The organism is Streptomyces sp. NPDC025721 (assembly GCF_055558595.1).
Window position 1 is genome coordinate 1 of sequence record NZ_JBVHMF010000050.1, and the last position, 18,560, is coordinate 18,560.

Sequence of the window (18,560 nt, forward strand, 5' to 3'; positions counted from 1 at the left end):
GGTGCAGTCCTAGACAGCTCCACCACACCGGAGGTCTTCGCCATGATCAAGCACCGGGACATGTCAACAACGCTCGTGATCAATACACCTAGGGCCCCTCTGCGGCCCCCTTTGCGCCGGGGCGGCGCGCCGCTCTTTCAGGGGCGCGGGGAACTGCGCGCCCAGCCACGACGGGCTGTCAGCCCGGACACGACAGCAACTGCCCCGCTGGGGCCGGTTCTCACAGCTCGCCGCCGCGACCGCTGGTCGCGCAGTTCCCCGCGCCCCTACGGGGCACGTCCCGCCGCGAGGCTAGGGGCTAGCCGAGTTCCAGGTCGGCGACGGTGCGGACGACGGCGTCCTTGCGGAGGGCGACGGGGGCCGGTTCGAGGACGGCGGGAGAGGACTCCTCGGGCTCGGGGACCTCGACGGAGTCGGAGTCGGCCTCGGCCTCGGAGGTGGTGGGGAGGAGGCCGAGGACGGCGTCGCGGTGCGACTGGGCGCACTCGTCGTCGTAGGGGTCGGGAGTGGAGGGCACCTGGAGGCGCAGGACGGGCCCGGTGCCGAGCCGGGCGTACCCGCGGCCGGGGGGAACGTCGGCGGCCGGGGTGGTGCGCTGCGGGGCGCCGAGAACGGCCTCGACGTGCTCGGGGGCGAGCGGCCCGAGGACGACCCGGGCCCGGGTCTGGGCGATCACGACGGGCGCCAGCGCCTCCGTGGCGTCGAGCTGGTCGGCGACGGCGACGGCGACATTGGCCGCGCGCCCGTGCCGCAGCGGGACGTCGAGGAGGGTCTGCGGATCGGGCCGCCCCTCGGCGAGGGCGAGCTGGGTCAGCGCGGTGGGCCGGTCCACCAGGATCCACAGCGGACGGCGTACGTCCTCGGAGACCGGATCGCCGTTCTGCCGCGCCCGGTTGACGGCGATGAGCCGCCGTTCCGTCTCGTGCGCGGCCCATTCGAGGGTGGCGGAGGCGCCGGACAGGCCGCCCTCCACGGCGAGGACGCCGGGCCGCCCGATCAGCGACGCGTACTCACCGGTGCCGCTGCCGTCCACGACCACCACGTCACCGTGGACCAGCGCCTGGAGCGCGATGGACCGCAGCAGGCTGGTGGTGCCGGTGCCGGGCTGGCCGAGCGCCAGCAGGTGCGGCTCGGTGGAGCGGGGGCCGGTGCGCCAGACGACCGGCGGGGCGTCCCTGGTGCCCTCGCCGCCGGTCACCGGCACCGTCCGCTGGACGGCACCGGCGTCGGTGAAGCCGAGGACCGTCTCGCCGGGCGAGGTGATGAAGCGCTGCGCGACGATGTCGGTCGGCAGCGGCGCCAGCGCGGTGAGGGTGAGGTGGTTCTCCTCCTCGTTCCAGTCGAAGCGGTACTCCCGGCCCCGGCCCGCCTTGGCGTGCAGAAGCTGCTCCACCCGGGCGCGCGACTCGGCCTCGCCGTCGGTGAAGTACGCCGGGTAGCGCAGGTGCAGCCGGGCGAGCCGACCGCCCTGGAACTCGTACTCGCTGAACACCTTCTCCCAGCTTCCCTCGTGCGCGTACAGCGGCGCGGGGTCCCCGGCGTCCGACAGGTACGGCACCAGCGCCTCGTACAGCGCCTGGAGCCGGCCGGTCTCGGCCTCGCTCGGGCCCGCCGGGGCGGCGGGGGTGCGGTCGCGGCCCATCCAGGCGGCGGACGCCATGATCGCGCCGATCGCCAGCAGCGGGCCGTACGGCATCATCACGACGACGACCACGCCCGCGGCGGCCAGCAGCAGCGCGGGGCCGCGGCGGTCCTTGGGGGTGCGGCCCCACCAGCCGCCCGCCCACAGCACCTGCTTGCGCATGCCGCGGGCGATGGTGATGACCGGATGGAGCACGTCGGTGGCGCTGTCTGCCGCGGTACGCGCCAGATCGCGCCCGCGGACGAGCGCGGGTCGGCTGGTCAGAATGCTGGGAAGGGGACGCCTGGCCACGGGGTGCTCCATGGGTGGTTCGGGTTCGGGCTTCGGGTGCGGGAAGGGCCGCGTGGGGAAGGGCGGCGCCCTGAGGGTGCGGCGGGGGGACGGACGGCGGCCGGAATGGACACGGGCCCGGAGCGGACGACCGCGCCGGGCCCGTACTGGAGTGGCCGCCCGCCGGCGACGGCCAGGTCCCGGGCCGGGGCCCTAGACCTTGATCCCGCCCAGCAGGCTGGCCAGGCTCGCGCCGCCCGCCTTGATGCTCGGGGCGATGGCCGTGCCCGCGAGGTAGAAGCCGAAGAGGGCGCAGACGAGGCCGTGGGACACCTTCAGCCCGTCCTTGCGGAAGAACAGGAAGCAGATGACGCCGAGAAGGACGACGCCGGAGATCGACAGGATCATTGGGCTTTCTCCTGGGTGATGGGGACGGTCACCATGAGTTCTTCCAGGCTCACAAAAAGTAATAGATCACGCACGGTGGCAAATGAGTGATTTGTAGCGAATTTCCACCATGTGGGGGAGGCGGCGAACGGTGCCCGGCGCGAGCATTGCCCGCCAGGACCGGTTCATGTGCCCACCGCGCCCCCCGCCCCGCTCCTGGCGCAGCGAAGTCGCCCGAACGGGTGACGGCGGTGCAGGATGGCCGGTGTGCAGCTCACCCCGATCACCTGGTCACGGCTGGCCGACACCCTCGCCGAGCGGATCGCGGACGCGACCGCGGGGGTGAGCGCGGACGGGCCGGGGCCCTGGTGGCGGGTGGCCGTGGACGGCGCGGACGCCGCCCGCCCCGGCGATCTGGCGGACGCCGTCGCCGCCGCGCTGCCCGCTCTCGGCCGCCGCGTGCTCCGGGTGCGCGCCGCCGACTTCCTGCGGCCCGCGTCCCTGCGCTACGAGTACGGCCACCAGGACGCCGACGCGTACTACCAGCTCTGGCTGGACACCGGCGCGCTGCGCCGCGAAGTGCTCGACCCGCTCGGCACCGACGGCTCGGGCCGCGTCCTGCCGACGCTGTGGGACGCCGCCACCGACCGCGCCACGCGCGCCGACTACGTGCGCCTGCCGCCCGGCGGTGTCCTCGTACTCGACGGGCCGCTGCTCCTCGGGCAGGGGCTGCCGTTCGATCTGACGGTCCATCTGCGGCTGTCCCCGGCCGCGCTGGAGCGGCGCACGGCGCAGGCCGACCGGTGGACGCTGCCCGCATTCGACCGTTACGACCGGGAGGCGATGCCGGAACAGACCGCCGATGTCCTGGTACGTGCCGACGACCCGCGACACCCCGCCTGGACAGGCTGAACGACCCTCGCGCGTAAGCCCGTTGACCTCCCGGCCGCCGCCGGTCCGGCCTCGCCTTGCCGTGGGACCGCGCACCCCGCTAGCGTCCCCATCCACCATGACTGTCGCCATCGCGCCGCTGACCACCGAGCACATACCCCAGGCCGTGCAGCGCTACGACCGCTGGTTCGCGCGCGCCCGCCGCCCGCCGTCGCAACGCTCGTGGCTCGCCGACGGCCCCGTGCGCGGTGAGGAACTGCTGGGCAAGCTGATCGGCGTTCCGGGTCTCGAGGCCGCCCGCGCGCTCGACGGCGACGGCGGCCTGATCGGACACCTCGCCGCCGTCCCGGTGGACCTCACCCAGGACGACCCGGCGGGGCTGCGCAGCCACCCGCACTCCGCGCTGGTCCCGCACGGCGGTCACGCGCTGCCCGGCGGACGCGAGTCGGAGGTGCTGCGCGCGCTGTACGCCCGCGTCGCGGCCCGGCTCGTCGCGGAGCGACGGCTGGTCCACTACGTCGACGTGCCCGCGGGGGAGACCGCCACCCTGCCCTGGGCGGACCTCGGCTTCGGCCGCGAATTGGTGCACGGTCTGATGGCGGTCAAGGCGCGCGGGCGCCAGCCGCGCGGCGTCGAAGGGCTCGGCATCCGGCGCGCGGGCGTCGGCGACCTGCCGCAGATCGGCCGGATGGCCGCCGAGTCCTCGCGCAGGCAGCGCGAGTCCGCGGTGTTCCAGCCCCAGCCGGAACGCGCGCTCGCCGCCCTGCGGGTCTACTACGCCGACGCACTCGGCGACCCGCGCAGCGCCGCCTGGATCGCCTCCCGCAGGGGCGAGGAGATCGGCATGGTGCTGCTGGTCCCCGCCACGCCCGACCCGGTGATCCCCGAGTCCTGCGTGGAGCTGGCCGAGGCGTACGTCGAACCCTCCGCGCGCGGTGAGGGCGTCAGCCGCGTCCTGCTCGCCACCGCGCTGGCCTGGGCATACGACCACGGCCACCGCTACATGTCGGCCCGCTGGCACTCCGCCTCACCGCTGGCGGCGGGGCACTGGCCCGCGGTCGGCTTCCGGCCGGTCGCGTACCGGCTCAGCCGGTCGCTCGACGGCCGGATCGGCGGCTCGCCCGGCAGCTACTGATATCCCCAAGTAGCGTATTAAATCGGGCATTTAGGCGTGATGTGGCTCACTCGGCCGGTCCGCAGTGAGCGGCATCACCTCGGGAACACGGTCCGATTCCCCCGATGTACCCACTGTTCCCGATCCGGGCGGTTTGTCACCAGGAATCGGTCACGGAGGTACGGACGGTGAGCGGCCCGCACACGCAGCGGTGACGGCGGACGACCGGGAGTGACCGCGCCCCGCGCGGTGCGCCCGACGACGATCACGGTTGGTTGCCCGCCGCTCGGCCGGTCGTTTAGCTTCGCCTCCTGCGGGCCGGATGCCCGCGAATTGCGAATGTCCGTCGGGCGGAACGCCGAATCCTGCCGCCGCCCGGTTTCCTGGATCTTTGATCACACACGGCAGGGGCGGGGGACCCAGGTAAGTCGCCGTCCAGCAGTACCGGACGGCTCGGGGTGAAGTCGCGGCGCCTTGCGTACACGCAACGGCATTTCCACGTGACCGGGCATCTCCTGCCCGAACCCGACAGCTCACCTCGTAGGCGTAGGAGAGGAAATCCCCCATGCCCGCAAAGGGACAGCACCGCAAGACCCGTATGAGCCGCCTCACCCGCATCTGCATCGCCGCGGGCACGGGTGGCGTGGCCATCGCCCTGCCGCTGGTCGGCGCGGGCATCGCCTCGGCGGCCGAGCCCGCCCACAGCGCCCCCGCCACCGCCTCGCACACCTCCGCCGTCAAGGCGACGACCGTGGCGGACAAGAGCGCCGCGCCCAAGGCCGCCAAGGCCAAGACCACCAAGTACTCCGTGGTCAGCGGTGACTCGCTGTCGAAGATCGCCGACAGCCACCACGTCAACGGCGGCTGGCAGCAGCTCTACTCCGACAACAAGTCGGTCGTGGGCTCCAACCCGAACCTGATCTACCCGGGCCAGCACCTCACGCTGAACGGCGCCTCCGCCGAGAAGCCCGCCACCGCGCAGAAGTCCGCCCCGGCGCCGAAGAAGTCGGCCCCGGCCCCCGCCAAGAAGGCGACCCCGGCGCCCGCCGAGACCACCGCCCCGTCGAAGTCGTCCGACACGACGACCACGACCACCAAGTCCGCCGACACCACCGCCGCCAGCTCCTCCGGCTACACCAAGCCGGTCGGGGACGCGGCGATCGGTACCCAGTACCACGCCTCCGGCGCCAACTGGTCCAGCGGCTACCACACCGGTGTGGACTTCCTGGTCGGCTCCGGCACCAGCGTGAAGTCGGTCGCCGCGGGCACCGTCGTCTCCGCGGGCTGGGACGGCGCGTACGGCAACGACGTGATCGTCAAGCACGCCGACGGCAAGTACACGCTGTACGGCCACCTGACCCAGGCGCTCGTCTCGGCCGGGCAGACCGTCACCGAGGGCCAGCAGATCGGCGTCTCCGGCGCGACCGGCAACGTGACCGGCCCGCACCTGCACTTCGAGGTCCGCACGACCCCGGACTACGGCTCCGACATCGACCCGGTCGCCTACCTGGCCTCCCACGGCGTCACCGTTTCCTGACCCACCCGCTCCACAGCCGCTGTGGCGGCTCCTCGCGGCATCCGTGCCCGCCCGGTTCCTCACCACCGGGCGGGCACAGCCGCGTGACGGGCCGCGAGTCCACGTGGTCACGCGGGTGACGTGGTCACGCGGTGACGTCGTTACACGCTCACGTCGTTACGCGCTCACGTGTCGGGGAACAGCGCGGCCAGCTCGCCGCGCGAGACCACACCGAGCTTCGGATACGCCTTGTAGAGGTGGTGGCCGACCGTGCGCGGGCTGAGGAAGAGCTGCGCGGCGATGTCCCGGTTGGTCAGCCCGAGGGCGGCCAGCCGGACGATCTGCGACTCCTGCGGCGTCAGCCCCGCCTCGTCCGCGACCGACCTGACCGTGTCCTGACCCACCGTCACCGACGCTCCCGACGCGCCCAGTTCACTGCGCGCCCGGTCCGCCCACGGGCGCGCGCCGAGCCGTTCGAAGGTCTCCAGCGCGGCCCGCAGGTGTCCGCGTGCCTCGCTCTTGCGACGGGCCCTGCGCAGCCACTCGCCGTACAGCAGCGCCGTACGCGCCGACTCCAACACCCTTCGGTGCGGGTCGTGAAGGGCCAGCGCCTCGATGAAGTACGCCTCCGCGTCGGCGTCCTTGGCCCGCAGCGCCCGGCAGCGCGCCACCAGCGCCCGCGCCCAGTCCTGCCCGGAACGCGCGGCCCACGCCTCGAATCCGGCCACGGGCTCGTCCGCCCGCTCCGGCACGCCCAGCCGCACCGCCGCCTCCACCAGGTCGGGGACGCCGCGCGTCGCGGAGATGTGGTGCCGTACGGTCGGCTCGGTCAGCAGCGACAGCCGGTCGAGCGCGAACTGCGTACGGCCCAGGCCCAGTTCGAGCAGCCCTTGCGACCAGTACGCCCACGGCGCGCCCGGCGCCATCGCCGTGCCCGCGCCGCCCGCCAGGGCCTCGTCCACCAGCCGGCGGCACTCGTCCTCGTCCCCGCGCAGCGCCGCGACATGCGCCAGCGCACTGCTCAACTGGCTGACCCACTGCCGCTGTCCGGTGTCCCGTGAGATCCGCAGCCCCTCGGACGCCGTGGCGACGGCCTCGTCGAGGCGGCCGTCGAACAGCTCCGCCTCCGCGCGGAAGAACATCAGCGTCGTCAGCCTGCCGACACCGCCGCTCTCGCGGCTCTCCGCCGCCAGCGTCGTCGCCAGGTCGTACGCCGCCGCGTCCTGCCCGAGCGCCAGGCCCACCCCGCACAGCATCACCAGGTCCCTCGGATCGACCCGGCCGCCGCGCGCGGCCCGTGACGCCGCCGCGGCCTCGGCCACGTCGGGCGGCCCGGACGCCGCACTGCCTGGCCCGATCGCCCGCACCAGGAACTCCGCCACCGGCCGGATCGGCGCCCACGGCGGCAGCTCCAGCGCCGCCAGCCGCCCCAACGTCCCCGCCACCTCGTCGTCGCCGAGGTACCAGGCCGTATGCGTCGCCTGCACCAGCATCCGCGCCGCCGCCGCCGAATCCGCCTCAGCCAGCAAATCCGCCGCTTCCAAGAGGAGTTGATGCGCCGCGCCGAAATCCCCCTCCCAGAAGTCCGCGAGCGCCCGCACATAGAGCGCTCTGCCGCGCACGGCGGACAACGGGTTCGCCGCGCCCCGCGCCGCGGTGGACGCGGATTCCGTGGGCGCCGGGCCGCCCGGCCCGGACGGGTGCGGCGGAACGGGCCGGCCAACGCCGCCGGTGTCGGCGGTGGACGCCGGATCGCCGGGTGCGGGGCCGCCCGGTCCGGACGAGCCGGGCGGAGCGCTGTGCCCGGCGGCGGCGTCGACAGCGGAAGTCGATCCGGCGGGTGCCTGACCGCCCGGCGTGGACGCGCGCGGTGAAGTGCCCGGCTCCGCACGGGCCGTTGGGGCCGACGACGGCTCCGCGTCGCCTCCTACGGCCGCTGCTTCCGCCTCGGTCTCGGCGGCGCGGGTCGCCTGGTCGGCGAAGGCGCGGGCGCGGGGGATGTCGCCCGCTTCGGAGGCGGATTCGGCGGCGAGGAGGAGGCGTTCGACGCGGGCGACGGGGTCGGTGCTGAGGCGGGCGGCGCGTTCGTAGGCGGCGGAGGCCGCCGCGTGCCCGCTGCGTTCGCGGGCGCGGCCCGCGGTCCGCTGGAGGGCGGTGGCCACGGCTTCGTCGGGGCCGGTCGCCGCGGCGGCCAGGTGCCAGGCGCGGTGGTCGGGGTCGCGTACCGGGTCGGCGGCCTCGGCGAGGGCGCGGTGCGCGGCGAGACGGTCGGGGAGGGCGGCGCGCTGATGGATCGCGGCGCGGACCAGCGGGTGCCGGAAGCGCAGCATGTCCTCGTCGTCCACGTAGACCAGGTTCGCCTCCTCCGCGGGCGGCAGGTCGTCGACGCCGACGCCCAGCACCGCCGCCGCGCGTACCAGGATGTCGGGGTCGCCGGTGTGGTCGGCCGCGGCCACCAGCAACAGCGTCTGCGTGCCGGGCGGCAGGTGGCTGACCTGGCCGTGGAAGGCCATCTGGAGGCGCGTGGTCAGCGGCAGCCCGCCGCCGGTCGCGGCGGAACCGCCCGCGCCCCGCGCGTCGGCGGACGGTCCGAGCGGGAGTTCCAGCAGCGCCAGCGGATTGCCCCGCGCCTCGGAGAGCACGCGGGTGCGTACGGTGTCGGCCGGTGCGCCGCCGCGGTCGGCGAGCAGCGCCCGCGCCGCGTCCTCGGGCAGCGGGCCGAGCCGCAGTTCGGGCAGGCCGGGCGCGGTGAACGACCCGGCGCCGTCACGTACGGCGAAGACCATCGCCACGCCCTCGGCGTCGAGCCGTCGCGCCGCGAAGACCAGCGCGTCGGTGGACGCCCGGTCCAGCCACTGCGCGTCGTCCACGACACACAGCAGCGGCCCCTCGCCCGCGTGGTCCGACAGCAGCGACAGCACGGCCAGGCCGACGAACATCGGCTCGCTCGCGGCGTCGGCCTCCAGGCCGAACGCGGCCCGCAGCGCCCGCCGTTGCGGCACGGGCAGCGCGTCCAGCGAACCCATCGCCCTGCGCAGCAGCAACTGAAGCCCCGCGTAGGGGAGTTCGGCCTCGAATTCCACGCCGGAGCTGCGGACGACCGCCAGGTCGCCCGCCGCCGCCACGGTCTGCTCCAGCAGCGCGGTCTTGCCGATCCCGGCGTCACCGCGCACCACGAGCGCTCCGCTGCGGCCCGCCCTCGCCCCCGCCAGCAGTTCTTCCAGCGCGGCCGTCTCCGTGTCCCGTCCGTACAACATGCCGGGCACGCTAACCGATCACGGGCCGGGAGTCCGCCTCCCTCCCCGAGGGCACCCGCGCGGACTCCATGCCGAGGCCGCGTCTGATCGCGGTCTCGACCGGCGAGTAGCCGCCGTCGGCCCGCTCCAGTTCGTACGGCGCCGCGGGCAGGAGCGGCGGCTGGGCCATGAAACGCGGACGGCTGCCGTGGTGCGGCTGGGCGGCGTGCACGAGGAACGGGTGGCAGAGGTAGACGTCGCCGGGGGAGCCGGTGGCGAGGGCGAGCGGGCGGTGTTCCGTGGCCGCCGCGATCTGCTCGGAGACCGCCAGGATCGAGGCGCCGGCCTCGCCGTACGGGGCGAGGACCGCGGGCACGTCCAGGTGGGAGCCGACGCGGATCCGGGTCGGCGCGTTCTCCTCGTCCACCTCGGTGAACAGGAACAGCATGAGCAGCGCGCGGTCGCGGGAGCGGACGTTGGCGAAGTACCACTGCTCGCCGGGGACTTCGTAGCTGCCTTCGATGTGCCAGCCCGCGTCGTCCGGCTCGTCCGGGTGCGGGAAGCGCAGCGGGAAGGAGCCGAGGGAGTACCGCGGCGACCAGCGTCCGGCACCGACAAGACGGTCGAACGCGGCGTGCAGGACGGGGGTGTTGGCGGCCTCGGCGAACGGCGGCTGGGCCATGCCGCCCACCCAGTGCACCGGTTGTGTCCAGGTCGCGGGCTCGGCGGGGTCGCAGCCGGTCTCCTTCCACAGGAGATCGGCGCAGGCGCGGGCGGTCGGGGCGGGTACCGCGCCCTCGATCCTCACGAAGCCGTCCCTGAGGAAGGCCCGCTCCCACGCGTCGTCGGCGTGGCTGTCCGTGGCGTCGTCCATCCCCCGATCATCACGTCGCGCGATGTGCGACGGCCACCGGATTTTCTCCGGGTGCGGGTGCGGGTGCGGGTGCGGGTGCGGATACGGGTGCGGATACGGGCACCGGCGCGGGCTCGTGCCCGGTCCGGGTCCGGGTCCCGGCCGGCTCAGACCTCGCCGGGCACCGTGCTCCGGATCTGCCGCAGGAAGGCGTTGTTGTCCGGGGTCTGCCGGATCTTGTCCAGCAGGACCTCGAGGCCGGACTGGGTGCCGCGCCCTTGCAGGACCCGGCGCAGGCCGCGTACGACCGCCAGTTCGGGGCCGGGCAGCAGCAGTTCTTCGCGGCGGGTGCCGGAGATGCCGACGTCCACGGCCGGGAAGATCCGCCGCTCGGCGAGGGAGCGGTCCAGGTGCAGCTCCATGTTGCCGGTGCTCTTCAGCTCTTCGTAGTAGTAGTCGTCGGCGCGCGACCCGGTGTCCACCAGCGCGGTGGCCAGGATGGTCAGCGACCCGCCCTCCTCGGCGAGCCGGGCGGCGCCGAAGAACTGCTTGGGGCCGATCAGCGCGGCGGCGTCCACACCGCCGGTCAGCGTGCGGCCGCCGGTGGAGGCGGCCGAGTTGTGCGCCCGGCACAGCCGGGTCAGCGAGTCGAGCAGGACCACCACGTCCTGGCCCTGTTCCACCAGCCGCTTCGCCCGCTCGACGGCGAGTTCCGCGACCGCGATGTGCTGCTTGGCCGGACGGTCGAAGGTCGAGGCGATCACCTCGCCGCGCACGGTTCTGCGCATCTCGGTGACTTCCTCCGGGCGTTCGTCCAGCAGCACCACCATCAGGTGGCACTCGGGGTGGTTCTCGGCGACGGCCGTCGCGATGCTCTGGAGCAGCATCGTCTTTCCGGCCTTGGGCGGGGCCACGAGCAGGCCGCGCTGCCCCTTGCCGACCGGGGTCACCAGGTCCATCACCCGTCCGGCGAGCGCGCCGGTGCCGGTCAGCGCCGGGCTCTCCAGCCGCAGCCGCTGCCGGGGGTGAAGGGGCGTCAGGTCCCTGAAGTGCGGTCGTCCGCGCAGGTGTTCGGCCGGGACGCCGTTGACCAGGTCGACGCCGCCCAACGTGCCGGGCTTTCCGCCGAGGGTGCCCTCGACGAGGTCGCCGTTCCTGAGTCCGGCCTGCCGGATCTGGGCCTGCGGTACGTGTACGTCGTCGGGTGTCGGCAGCAGCCCGGCGGATCGGAGGCGGCCCTGGCCGCCGTGGATGTCGAGTACGCCCGCCACCCGAACCGGCGTTTCCTGCCGGACGGGAGGGCGTTCAAGGATGTCAGTCATGGGAGTCGTCCTTTCTCGGACGAGAGGAAAGTCGTGTGCGCGGCAGGTCGCCGTGCGAGTACGGGGTGCGGCGGGTCTGGCGTGTGATGCGTCAAACGGGCATGCCGGAAAGGGATTTCGGCGTGAGCGGGCACAACACGCTCCACGTACCGCGGAGATCACCACAGGGCCGTCGTGCGACCGTCAGGTGATTCGAGAACTCCGTGGGGACCGGGACCAGAGCCATGGGGCCTGGGGCGCGTCACCGCGAGGAGCTGTCATTCAGAACGAGCACCGGCGCCGCAAGAAGGGGCGCAGACATGTGCTGCACACAGACCATAACACGGCGGGGTCGGCGGATGTTCCCGAACCCGTATCCCGGGGCGGGAACCCGCCGCTCAGTCGACCGCGATCCCGTGCTCCCCGACCAGCGCCACCAGCCCGCCCGAGCCCGCGTAGCCCTTGCCGCCCGCCACGAAGCGCCAGTCGGCGCCCGTACCGCTCCTGCGGAAGGAGCCGAGCACCAGCGCCGTCTCGCCGGGCCTGCCGTCGGAGACCTCGAGGCGGTCGGCCTCGGCTCCGCTGGGGTCGGTGAGCCTGATCCGGGCGTCGGTGAATCCGGTCAGGTCGGCGTCCGGATCGGCCTCCGGGTCGACGGCGGCGACCAGCACCACCCGGTCCGCGCGGGCGGGCAGCCGGTCGAAGCTCACCCAGATCGCGGCCTTGTCCCCGCCGAGCGCGGGCATCATCCGCACACTGCCGTCGGGCGTGCGCGGATTGTTGAAGAAGACGAAGTGGTCGTCGTCCAGCACCCGGCCGCCCCGGCACACCAGCGCGCAGACGTCGAGCCGCACACCGCCCGCCCACCACATGCCGAGCACGCTCGCCTCGGAGTCGGCGTCCGCGTCGGCGTCGATACCGGGCAGCACCGTCGAGACCAGCGTCGGGGTGCGCTCGACGGTGCCGGGGGCGGGGCCCAGACGGCCGCCGAGCCCGTTGCTGTGCAGCAGGTCCACCAGGTCCGGGCCCGACACCAGCGTCAGCGGCTTGCCGTTGGCGAAGGCGTGCGAGGTCGGCCCGAAACCGGAGGTGGTGATCAGCACGCCCTTGTTGGCGCCGACGCTCTGCACCGTGCCGAACAGGTCGCGTACGGCGCTCGGCGAGACCGTGTTGCGGTAGCGCTTGACCTGCACCACGATTTTGCCGCCGCGTATCGGGTCAGGGTCCAGCGCGTCCACGTCCACACCGCCGTCGCCGGAGCGCACCGTCGTGACCGCGTTCATCCCCATCGCCCGGAACAGCCGCGCGACCAGCTCCTCGAACTCCAGCGGGTCCATGGCCAGCAGGTCCGGCTCCTCCTCGCCGCCGTGCGAGACCATCGTGCGGCCCGCCTCGCCCGGCAGCCGGATGGGCTCGACGGCCGCGCGCTTGTCCGGGCGGGGGGAGAGCCGGCCGTCCAGTGCCTCGGTGAAGCAGTCGACCGCGTTGACCCGGTCGAGGTTGACCGCCGCGAAGGCGGCGTCCGACACCAGCGCGGAGGCGACGACGGTCTTCGTACGGTGGCCGGTGGCCGGGTCGGTGTCGTCCACGAAGCCGTTGAGCACCACGGAGTCCAGGACGTCATGCGCGTCGGCGCCGAACAGCTCGCGCAGCACGAGCAGCAGGCACTGGGCCAGGACGTCCCGGTAGGCGGCGCGGCGCTCGGCGACCGGGCGCGCCACCTCCTTGTCCCGGTCGGCGCCCGGCATGTACCGCACCAGCGACGCCTCGGGCACCACGGAGAAGGCGGGCAGCTCCCAGTCGAGCACGAGCTGCCGGTCGGCCCGGTCGTAGGACGCCGAGACCTGCCGGGGCAGGCCGTGCGGCCACGCGGCGGAGGCGTAGAGGGCCGCCGTCAGATAGTCCTCGACCGCCTCGGGGTCCCCGTCGCGCAGCGCGGCGACGGATGTCTCGACCTCGGCGTTCTGCCGCCGGATCTCCGCCAGCCGCTGGTCGGCCCACTGCCGGTACTGCCGCTGGTAGTCGGCGAGTTGGCGCTGCCGCAGCGCCTCGGTGGCCTGCGCGGCCCGCAGGTCGTTCTCGTACAGCGTGCGGGCCCGCTCGCGCTCGTGCCGTGCCGCGCCCCAACCGCCGCCCTGCCGGGGCGTGTACGCGTTCGGGTCGGGCATCGGGATCGGCTCGGCGAGCCGTCCGGGGGCGAACGGCTCGACCACCTCGGGCGTCAGCAGCGCCGCGGGGGTGAAGACGGGCGCCGCGCAGCCGGCCGCCAACAGGCCCTGGAGCTCGGCGAACCGGCGCTCCAGGTCGTCGGTCCGCTGCCGCGCGTCGGCCTCCCGGCTCGCGCGGTACGCGGCCTGCTGCTCACGGCTGCGCCGGGAGGCGGCCCGCTCCGCCGCGCGCTGCTGCCGCTCGGTCTCCCGCCGCGCCTGCAACCAGGCGCGCTGCTGGGCCTCTTGCTGCCGCTGGCGCTGCCGCTGGACCTCGGCCCAGGTGGATACGGGACCGGAAGTACGGCGGCTCATGCGGGTACGGCTCCCTCTCGGCGCGGCGCTGCGGACACCGTGCGTGCCCCCTGCCCGGCAACTGAGAGTACGCCCCTGGCCAGCGCGTCGTCACCGCTTCCGGCCCACAGCGTGGCCCGAGTCGGCGCTCCTCGCTCAGCGCGCCTTCGCCGCGGACCGGCGGCGCAGCACGACCACCGAGCCCGCCGTGCCCAGCGCCAGCGCGCCGCCCACGTACCAGGTGGTCGGCGACGACGACGCGGCGTCCGCGGTGCTGGGCGCCTGCGGCGCGGGGGCGGGCTTCGGCTCCTGCCGCGCGGGCTCCGGGGCGGGCTGCCGAGCGGGCCGCTCGGCCTCCTGTGAGGCGTGCGCGGAATCGTCGTGGTACGCGGTCGTCGCCGTGTTCAGCGTGCCGACCGACGAGGTGCGGCCCGCGGCCGAGAAGCCCCAGTCCAGCAGCGCGCCCGCCTCGTGGTAGACCGCCTGCGGCAGCCCGGACTGCGGATTCATCACGGTCGCGATCAGCGTGCGGTCCCCGCGCTTGGCGGCGGCGACCAGGGTGTTGCCCGCGTTGGTGGTGTAGCCGTTCTTCACACCGATCACGCCGGGGTAGCGCTTGACGCCGTCCGCGCCGGTGAGCAGCCGGTTGGTGTTCTGGATGCCGAACGACTTCACGTACTTGCCGTGCGCGTCGTAGCCGCCGGGGAACTGCGCCCACCGGGTGGAGGCGTACGTCGCGAAGTCCGGCATGGCCAGGCCCGCGCGGGCGATGACGGCCAGGTCGTAGGCCGAGGAGACCTGGCCCGGCATGTCGTAGCCGTCGGGGGAGACCACATGGGTGTCGTCCGCGCCCAGCATCTCGGCCTTGGCCTGCATCTGGCTGACGGTCAGCGGCACCGAGCCGTTCATGTGCGCCAGGACGTGCACGGCGTCGTTGCCCGAGCTGAGGAAGACACCGCGCCACAGGTCGGCGACGGTGTACGTCTGCCGGGCCTGGATACCGACCAGGCTGCTGCCCGCGCCGATCCCCGTGAGGTCGGAGTCGGTGACGCGGTGGGTGGCGTCGCCGGGGAAGCGCGGCAGCACGGTGACCGCGAACAGCGTCTTCAGGGTGCTGGCGGGCGGCAGCCTGCGGTGCGGGTCCTTGGCGGCCAGCACCTGGCCGGTGCGCGCGTCGGAGACCGTCCACGACAGCGCGGACAGCCCGGACGGCAGCCGCGGCGACCCGGCGTGCGGCTGCACCAGCACCCCGTGCCCGGCGAGCAGCGGACCGCCGGCGACCACCGTCGCGGCGCCGGGGCCCGACGAGCCGCGCCCGCCGTCCGCGGGAAGGGCCGCCGCGGCGGCGGTCGCGGCGGCGGACACGGTGGCCAGCGCGGTCGCGGCGGCGAGGCAGCAGCCGACGGCCAGACACCTGGCGGCGGCCACCGAGGCCGCGACGGCGGGGGCGGCGGTCTTACGAGGACGGTCGTGGCGGCACGACGAGGCGCGGAAGACGTTCATGCCGTCACCGTAGGAACGCCGTGGCCGGGTCGGCGCGGCGACGTGACCCATAAGGATGAGACACCGCCGCCACCGGCGTGACGCCCGGGGGCCGACCGGCTGACGGCCGCTCACCGGCCGGCGACCGAATCCGACGTGCCGTCACATCCCCGGTCCCCGAAGCCCGCTGATCACCCGTCGGACAGCGCCGCGAGCCCCGCCTCGATCGCGGCCTCGTCCAGCGGCGTGGGCGTGGCCTTCATGACGGCCGCCGACACCGGGTCCACCACGCCGCCGAGACCGCGGTCGAGCGCGGCCTTCAGATAGCGGACGGCGTCCAGCACGTTCCCCGCGGCGCTCGGCGAGTCGTCGACCTCCATCCGCAGGTCGATCTCCAGCGGTGTGCCGCCGAAGCCCTCCGCCTCGACCCGGATGAAGGCCACCTTCCGGTCGGCGAGGAACGGGATGAAGTCGGCGCCCACGTGCGACGGCGCCGCCTCGCCCGAACCCCCGTACATCCCCTGCGTCTTGGTGGCCTTCTTGCTCGCCATCCGCTCCGCGTCCTGCATGTTCAGGAAGTCCATGTTCCCGCCGCCGAGCAGTTGGTACGTGCTCCGCAGCCGTACGCCGTTGCGCGCGAGCACGTCCACCAGCGCGCGGTGCACGAGCGTCGCGCCGAACTGGCTCTTCAGGTCGTCACCGGCCAGCGGCAGCCCCGCCTCGGCGAACCGGCCCGCCCACCGCGGGGAGCGGGCGATCACCGACGGGATGCAGTTGAGGAAGGCGCACCCGGCGCGCAGCGCGGCCCGCGCGTACAGCTCGGACGCGGCCTGGCTGCCGACCGGCAGGAAATTCACCAGGACGTGGGTGCCGCTGTCCCGCAGCCGCCGCGCGATGTCGTCGACGGTGGCCGTACCGCGCGCGTCGACCTGGGCGGCGGCGCTGCGCCCGACGCCGTCGCTCAGCGCGCCCTCGGTCACCTCCACGCCGAGGTGCGGCACCTTCGCGAAGGCCCGCGCGTTGTTCGGCGGCGCCCAGATCGCCTCGGACAGGTCGCGGCCGGTCTTGGCCGTGTGGACGTCGAAGGCGGCGGTGAACCGCACGTCGGAGACCGCGTAGCCCGCGCACACCGGGTGGGTCAGGCCCGCCGGGCCCGCTTCCGGGCCGTCGCCGCTCCCGGCCGCGGACGCGTAGAACTCCACGCCCTGGACCAGGGAGGAGGCGCAGTTCCCCACGCCTATGACGCCGACGTTGACGGTCCTCATGCGCGCTCCGGGTCGAGAGGTTCGGTGCGGGGTTCGATGTGGACGAGGAAGTCGGCGAAACCGTGGACGCCGGGGCGGGCGTCGACCGCGGTCAGCGCCGCGCGCAGGGCGCGCAGGTGGCCCACGTCCATCTGGAGCGGCGGCTCGTCCGGCTGGTGGGTGGTGCCTCGGGGGTAGTCGTCGCCGGGCGTGGTGGTCATCTCGATGTGACAGCCGAGCAGATGGGTGACCGGGTGCCGCTCGCAGAAGGCCAGCAGCCGGTCCACGGTCGCGGTGTAGGCGGCCGGGTCGCGGACGTAGAGATGACCGGGGTAGAGGGTGTCGCCGGTGAACAGGATTCCGGTGCGCCGGTCGTGGAAGACGGTGGCGGCGGCCTCGTGCCCGGGGCCCGGCAGCACGTCGAGGACCCGGCCGCCGAGGTCGAACGTGGCGGCGCCCCGCGGCCAGTCCCGCAGCCCGTAGAAGGCGGTCACCGCGTCGAGATCCGGACCGACCACGACGGTACGGGGCCGGTCGGCGAACTGGGCGTCGCCCGCGATGTGGTCGCCGTGGCCGTGGGTGTGCGCCACCACCAGCTCGTACGCGTCCGGCTCGGTGCCCGGCTGGAGGGCCAGCCACGCCTCGATCGCCGCGTCCACGGTGCGGCGCAGCGGGAAGTGGCGGGCGTCGGCGGTGGCGCCGGTGTCCAGCAGCAGGGCGCGCTCGGCGCCGAGGAGCAGGAAGAGGAAGGGCGCCTCGAAGTGCACCGACATGTTCTGCCGCAGGATCAGGGTGTGTTCGTCGTACGCGTGCACCTGGATCTCCGGCGCCGGGTCGTGCTTGGCCGACGGCCACCCCGCGTGCCAGCGGACATCGAGGTCGCCGGAGACCGGTTCGATGATCTGTTCGCTCACCAGGTGACCCTAACCCGGCGCTCTCACGCGGCGGCCGGATCTCCCGAGGTGATCGCGGCCAGCAGCCGGTAGGACTCCAGCAGCTCCGCGCGGTCGTACGTACTGGTCGTGACGAGGAATTCGTCGGCCGCGCTGCGCTCCAGCAGCGACTCCAGCGCCTTCGCGACGTCCTCGGGCGTGCCGTGCAGATGCCCGGCCATCGCCTCCTCGAAGCGTTCGCGCTCCGGACCCGTCATCGTGCGCGCGGCCGTCGACTCGTAGGGCGCGAGGGCCGGAAAGACGCCGTGGGTGCGGGACCAGGCCGTCGACCACGCCTCCGGGACCAGCAGCCTGCGGGCCCGCTCGCCGCTGTCGGCGACCGCGACGGTGCCGGACAGCACGACATAGGGGGCGGCCGACCACGCGGAGGGGCGGAAGGCGGCGCGGTAGCGGTCCACCGCGCGCAGCATCGCGTCCTCGCCGCGCACACCGCCGATCACCAGCGGCAGGCCGTGCGCGGCGGCCAGGTCCGCGCCGCTGCCGACGGCCAGCAGGAACACCGGCGGACGCAGCCCCTCGGCGGGCCAGGCGTGCACCTGCGGGTGGACCCGCTGGGTGCCGGTGAAGTACCCGAGCAGTTCGTCGATCTGCGCGTCGAACGCGCCCGCGGCCTCCTTGCCGCGGCCCAGCGCCTTGCGGATGCCGTCGGTGAAGCCCACCGACCGCCCCAGACCCATGTCGATCCGGCCCGGGAACAGCGCCTCCAGGACCCCGAACTGCTCGGCCACGACCAGAGGTTGGTGATTGGGCAGCATCACGCCGCCGGTGCCGACCCTGATCCGCGAGGTGGCCGCCGCGACCGCCGCCGCGAGCACCGTCGGCGCGGAACCGGCCACGCCGGGCACGCTGTGGTGCTCGGAGACCCAGAAGCGGTGGTAGCCGAGCGCTTCGACCTCGCGCGCGAACGCCACGGTGTCGCGCAGGGCCTGAGCGCCGTCCTGGCCCTCCCTCGTGCGGGAGCGGTCAAGGACGGAGAACGGGGTGTCGCGCAGCGGAGAACTCACGTTCATTCCAACGCGTACCGGACTCCGTCATTCCCGAACCGCCCGAAACCGAACACTTGTCGTCACCCCTTGTGGCCGAGTGTGTACGGGCCCTATCTTTGGCCCGCCCGGCAATTCGGGCGTACGGCAGCCCAGGCCCCACGGGCCGGTCCTGGAGAGGACTCGT

General features: G+C 74.0%; 13 protein-coding genes and 1 riboswitch. Of the genes, 3 read left to right on the top strand and 10 right to left on the bottom strand.

Features of this window, described 5'->3' with window-relative positions:
- Positions 1-298 precede the first annotated feature (298 nt).
- Both ACZ4EF_RS36405 and ACZ4EF_RS36410 read right to left on the bottom strand, forming a co-directional pair.
- A complete protein-coding gene (locus tag ACZ4EF_RS36405) occupies positions 299-1,933 on the bottom strand; it encodes a hypothetical protein (RefSeq protein WP_391050644.1) in 1,635 nt (544 codons plus the stop codon).
- 192 nt (positions 1,934-2,125) lie between these two features.
- Positions 2,126-2,320: a hypothetical protein gene (locus tag ACZ4EF_RS36410; protein WP_188279792.1), complete on the bottom strand. Its 195-nt coding sequence runs from the start codon at positions 2,318-2,320 to the stop codon at positions 2,126-2,128.
- A 246-nt stretch (positions 2,321-2,566) separates the two neighbouring features.
- Between ACZ4EF_RS36410 and ACZ4EF_RS36415 the strand changes: the two genes are divergently transcribed.
- The 3 genes from ACZ4EF_RS36415 to ACZ4EF_RS36425 all read left to right on the top strand — a co-directional run bounded on the left by ACZ4EF_RS36415 (position 2,567) and on the right by ACZ4EF_RS36425 (position 5,841).
- A complete protein-coding gene (locus ACZ4EF_RS36415) occupies positions 2,567-3,211 on the top strand; it encodes a nucleoside/nucleotide kinase family protein (protein ID WP_467347657.1) in 645 nt (214 codons plus the stop codon).
- 97 nt (positions 3,212-3,308) lie between these two features.
- The gene (locus ACZ4EF_RS36420) at positions 3,309-4,325 is read left to right on the top strand and encodes a GNAT family N-acetyltransferase (RefSeq protein ID WP_355347165.1); all 1,017 of its coding nucleotides are present in this window, start codon (positions 3,309-3,311) and stop codon (positions 4,323-4,325) included.
- A 338-nt stretch (positions 4,326-4,663) separates the two neighbouring features.
- A riboswitch (cyclic di-AMP (ydaO/yuaA leader) is annotated at positions 4,664-4,866 on the top strand.
- A 3-nt stretch (positions 4,867-4,869) separates the two neighbouring features.
- Positions 4,870-5,841, top strand: coding sequence for a M23 family metallopeptidase (locus tag ACZ4EF_RS36425; RefSeq protein WP_355347168.1), 972 nt, complete (start codon positions 4,870-4,872; stop codon positions 5,839-5,841).
- Between the two features lie 164 nt (positions 5,842-6,005).
- Here ACZ4EF_RS36425 and ACZ4EF_RS36430 read toward each other — a convergent pair whose 3' ends face one another.
- The 8 genes from ACZ4EF_RS36430 to ACZ4EF_RS36465 form a co-directional block, all read right to left on the bottom strand.
- Entirely contained in the window at positions 6,006-9,077 is a 3,072-nt protein-coding gene (locus ACZ4EF_RS36430; protein ID WP_467508482.1) for a helix-turn-helix transcriptional regulator, read from the bottom strand.
- A 10-nt stretch (positions 9,078-9,087) separates the two neighbouring features.
- On the bottom strand, positions 9,088-9,930 hold the full coding sequence (locus ACZ4EF_RS36435) for a phytanoyl-CoA dioxygenase family protein (RefSeq protein WP_467508484.1): 843 nt from the start codon (positions 9,928-9,930) through the stop codon (positions 9,088-9,090).
- A gap of 146 nt (positions 9,931-10,076) precedes the next feature.
- Positions 10,077-11,231, bottom strand: a complete 1,155-nt coding sequence (gene rho / locus ACZ4EF_RS36440; RefSeq protein ID WP_355347174.1) for a transcription termination factor Rho — start codon at positions 11,229-11,231, stop codon at positions 10,077-10,079.
- Positions 11,232-11,608: 377 nt separating this feature from the next.
- Positions 11,609-13,732 (bottom strand): restriction endonuclease, encoded by a 2,124-nt coding sequence (locus ACZ4EF_RS36445; protein ID WP_401307250.1) that lies wholly within the window; start codon positions 13,730-13,732, stop codon positions 11,609-11,611.
- Positions 13,733-13,867: 135 nt separating this feature from the next.
- The gene (locus ACZ4EF_RS36450; protein ID WP_467508487.1) at positions 13,868-15,214 is read right to left on the bottom strand and encodes a D-alanyl-D-alanine carboxypeptidase family protein; all 1,347 of its coding nucleotides are present in this window, start codon (positions 15,212-15,214) and stop codon (positions 13,868-13,870) included.
- Between the two features lie 170 nt (positions 15,215-15,384).
- On the bottom strand, positions 15,385-16,458 hold the full coding sequence (locus ACZ4EF_RS36455) for an inositol-3-phosphate synthase (protein ID WP_467508489.1): 1,074 nt from the start codon (positions 16,456-16,458) through the stop codon (positions 15,385-15,387).
- Positions 16,455-17,351: an MBL fold metallo-hydrolase gene (locus ACZ4EF_RS36460; RefSeq protein WP_401307259.1), complete on the bottom strand. Its 897-nt coding sequence runs from the start codon at positions 17,349-17,351 to the stop codon at positions 16,455-16,457. Before ACZ4EF_RS36460 ends, ACZ4EF_RS36455 begins: the two co-directional genes overlap by 4 nt.
- Positions 17,352-17,374: 23 nt before the next feature.
- Entirely contained in the window at positions 17,375-18,400 is a 1,026-nt protein-coding gene (locus tag ACZ4EF_RS36465; RefSeq protein WP_391050664.1) for an LLM class flavin-dependent oxidoreductase, read from the bottom strand.
- Positions 18,401-18,560: the final 160 nt, after the last annotated feature.

Bases quoted from the DNA above. Each gene is read 5' to 3' on its own strand.
- rho (WP_355347174.1), bottom strand. From the start codon at position 11,231: ATGACTGACATCCTTGAACGCCCTCCCGTCCGGCAGGAAACGCCGGTT.
- ACZ4EF_RS36410 (WP_188279792.1), bottom strand. From the start codon at position 2,320: ATGATCCTGTCGATCTCCGGCGTCGTCCTTCTCGGCGTCATCTGCTTC.
- ACZ4EF_RS36425 (WP_355347168.1), top strand. From the start codon at position 4,870: ATGCCCGCAAAGGGACAGCACCGCAAGACCCGTATGAGCCGCCTCACC.
- ACZ4EF_RS36465 (WP_391050664.1), bottom strand. From the start codon at position 18,400: ATGAACGTGAGTTCTCCGCTGCGCGACACCCCGTTCTCCGTCCTTGAC.
- ACZ4EF_RS36455 (WP_467508489.1), bottom strand. From the start codon at position 16,458: ATGAGGACCGTCAACGTCGGCGTCATAGGCGTGGGGAACTGCGCCTCC.
- ACZ4EF_RS36450 (WP_467508487.1), bottom strand. From the start codon at position 15,214: ATGAACGTCTTCCGCGCCTCGTCGTGCCGCCACGACCGTCCTCGTAAG.
- ACZ4EF_RS36420 (WP_355347165.1), top strand. From the start codon at position 3,309: ATGACTGTCGCCATCGCGCCGCTGACCACCGAGCACATACCCCAGGCC.
- ACZ4EF_RS36445 (WP_401307250.1), bottom strand. From the start codon at position 13,732: ATGAGCCGCCGTACTTCCGGTCCCGTATCCACCTGGGCCGAGGTCCAG.
- ACZ4EF_RS36435 (WP_467508484.1), bottom strand. From the start codon at position 9,930: ATGGACGACGCCACGGACAGCCACGCCGACGACGCGTGGGAGCGGGCC.
- ACZ4EF_RS36430 (WP_467508482.1), bottom strand. From the start codon at position 9,077: ATGTTGTACGGACGGGACACGGAGACGGCCGCGCTGGAAGAACTGCTG.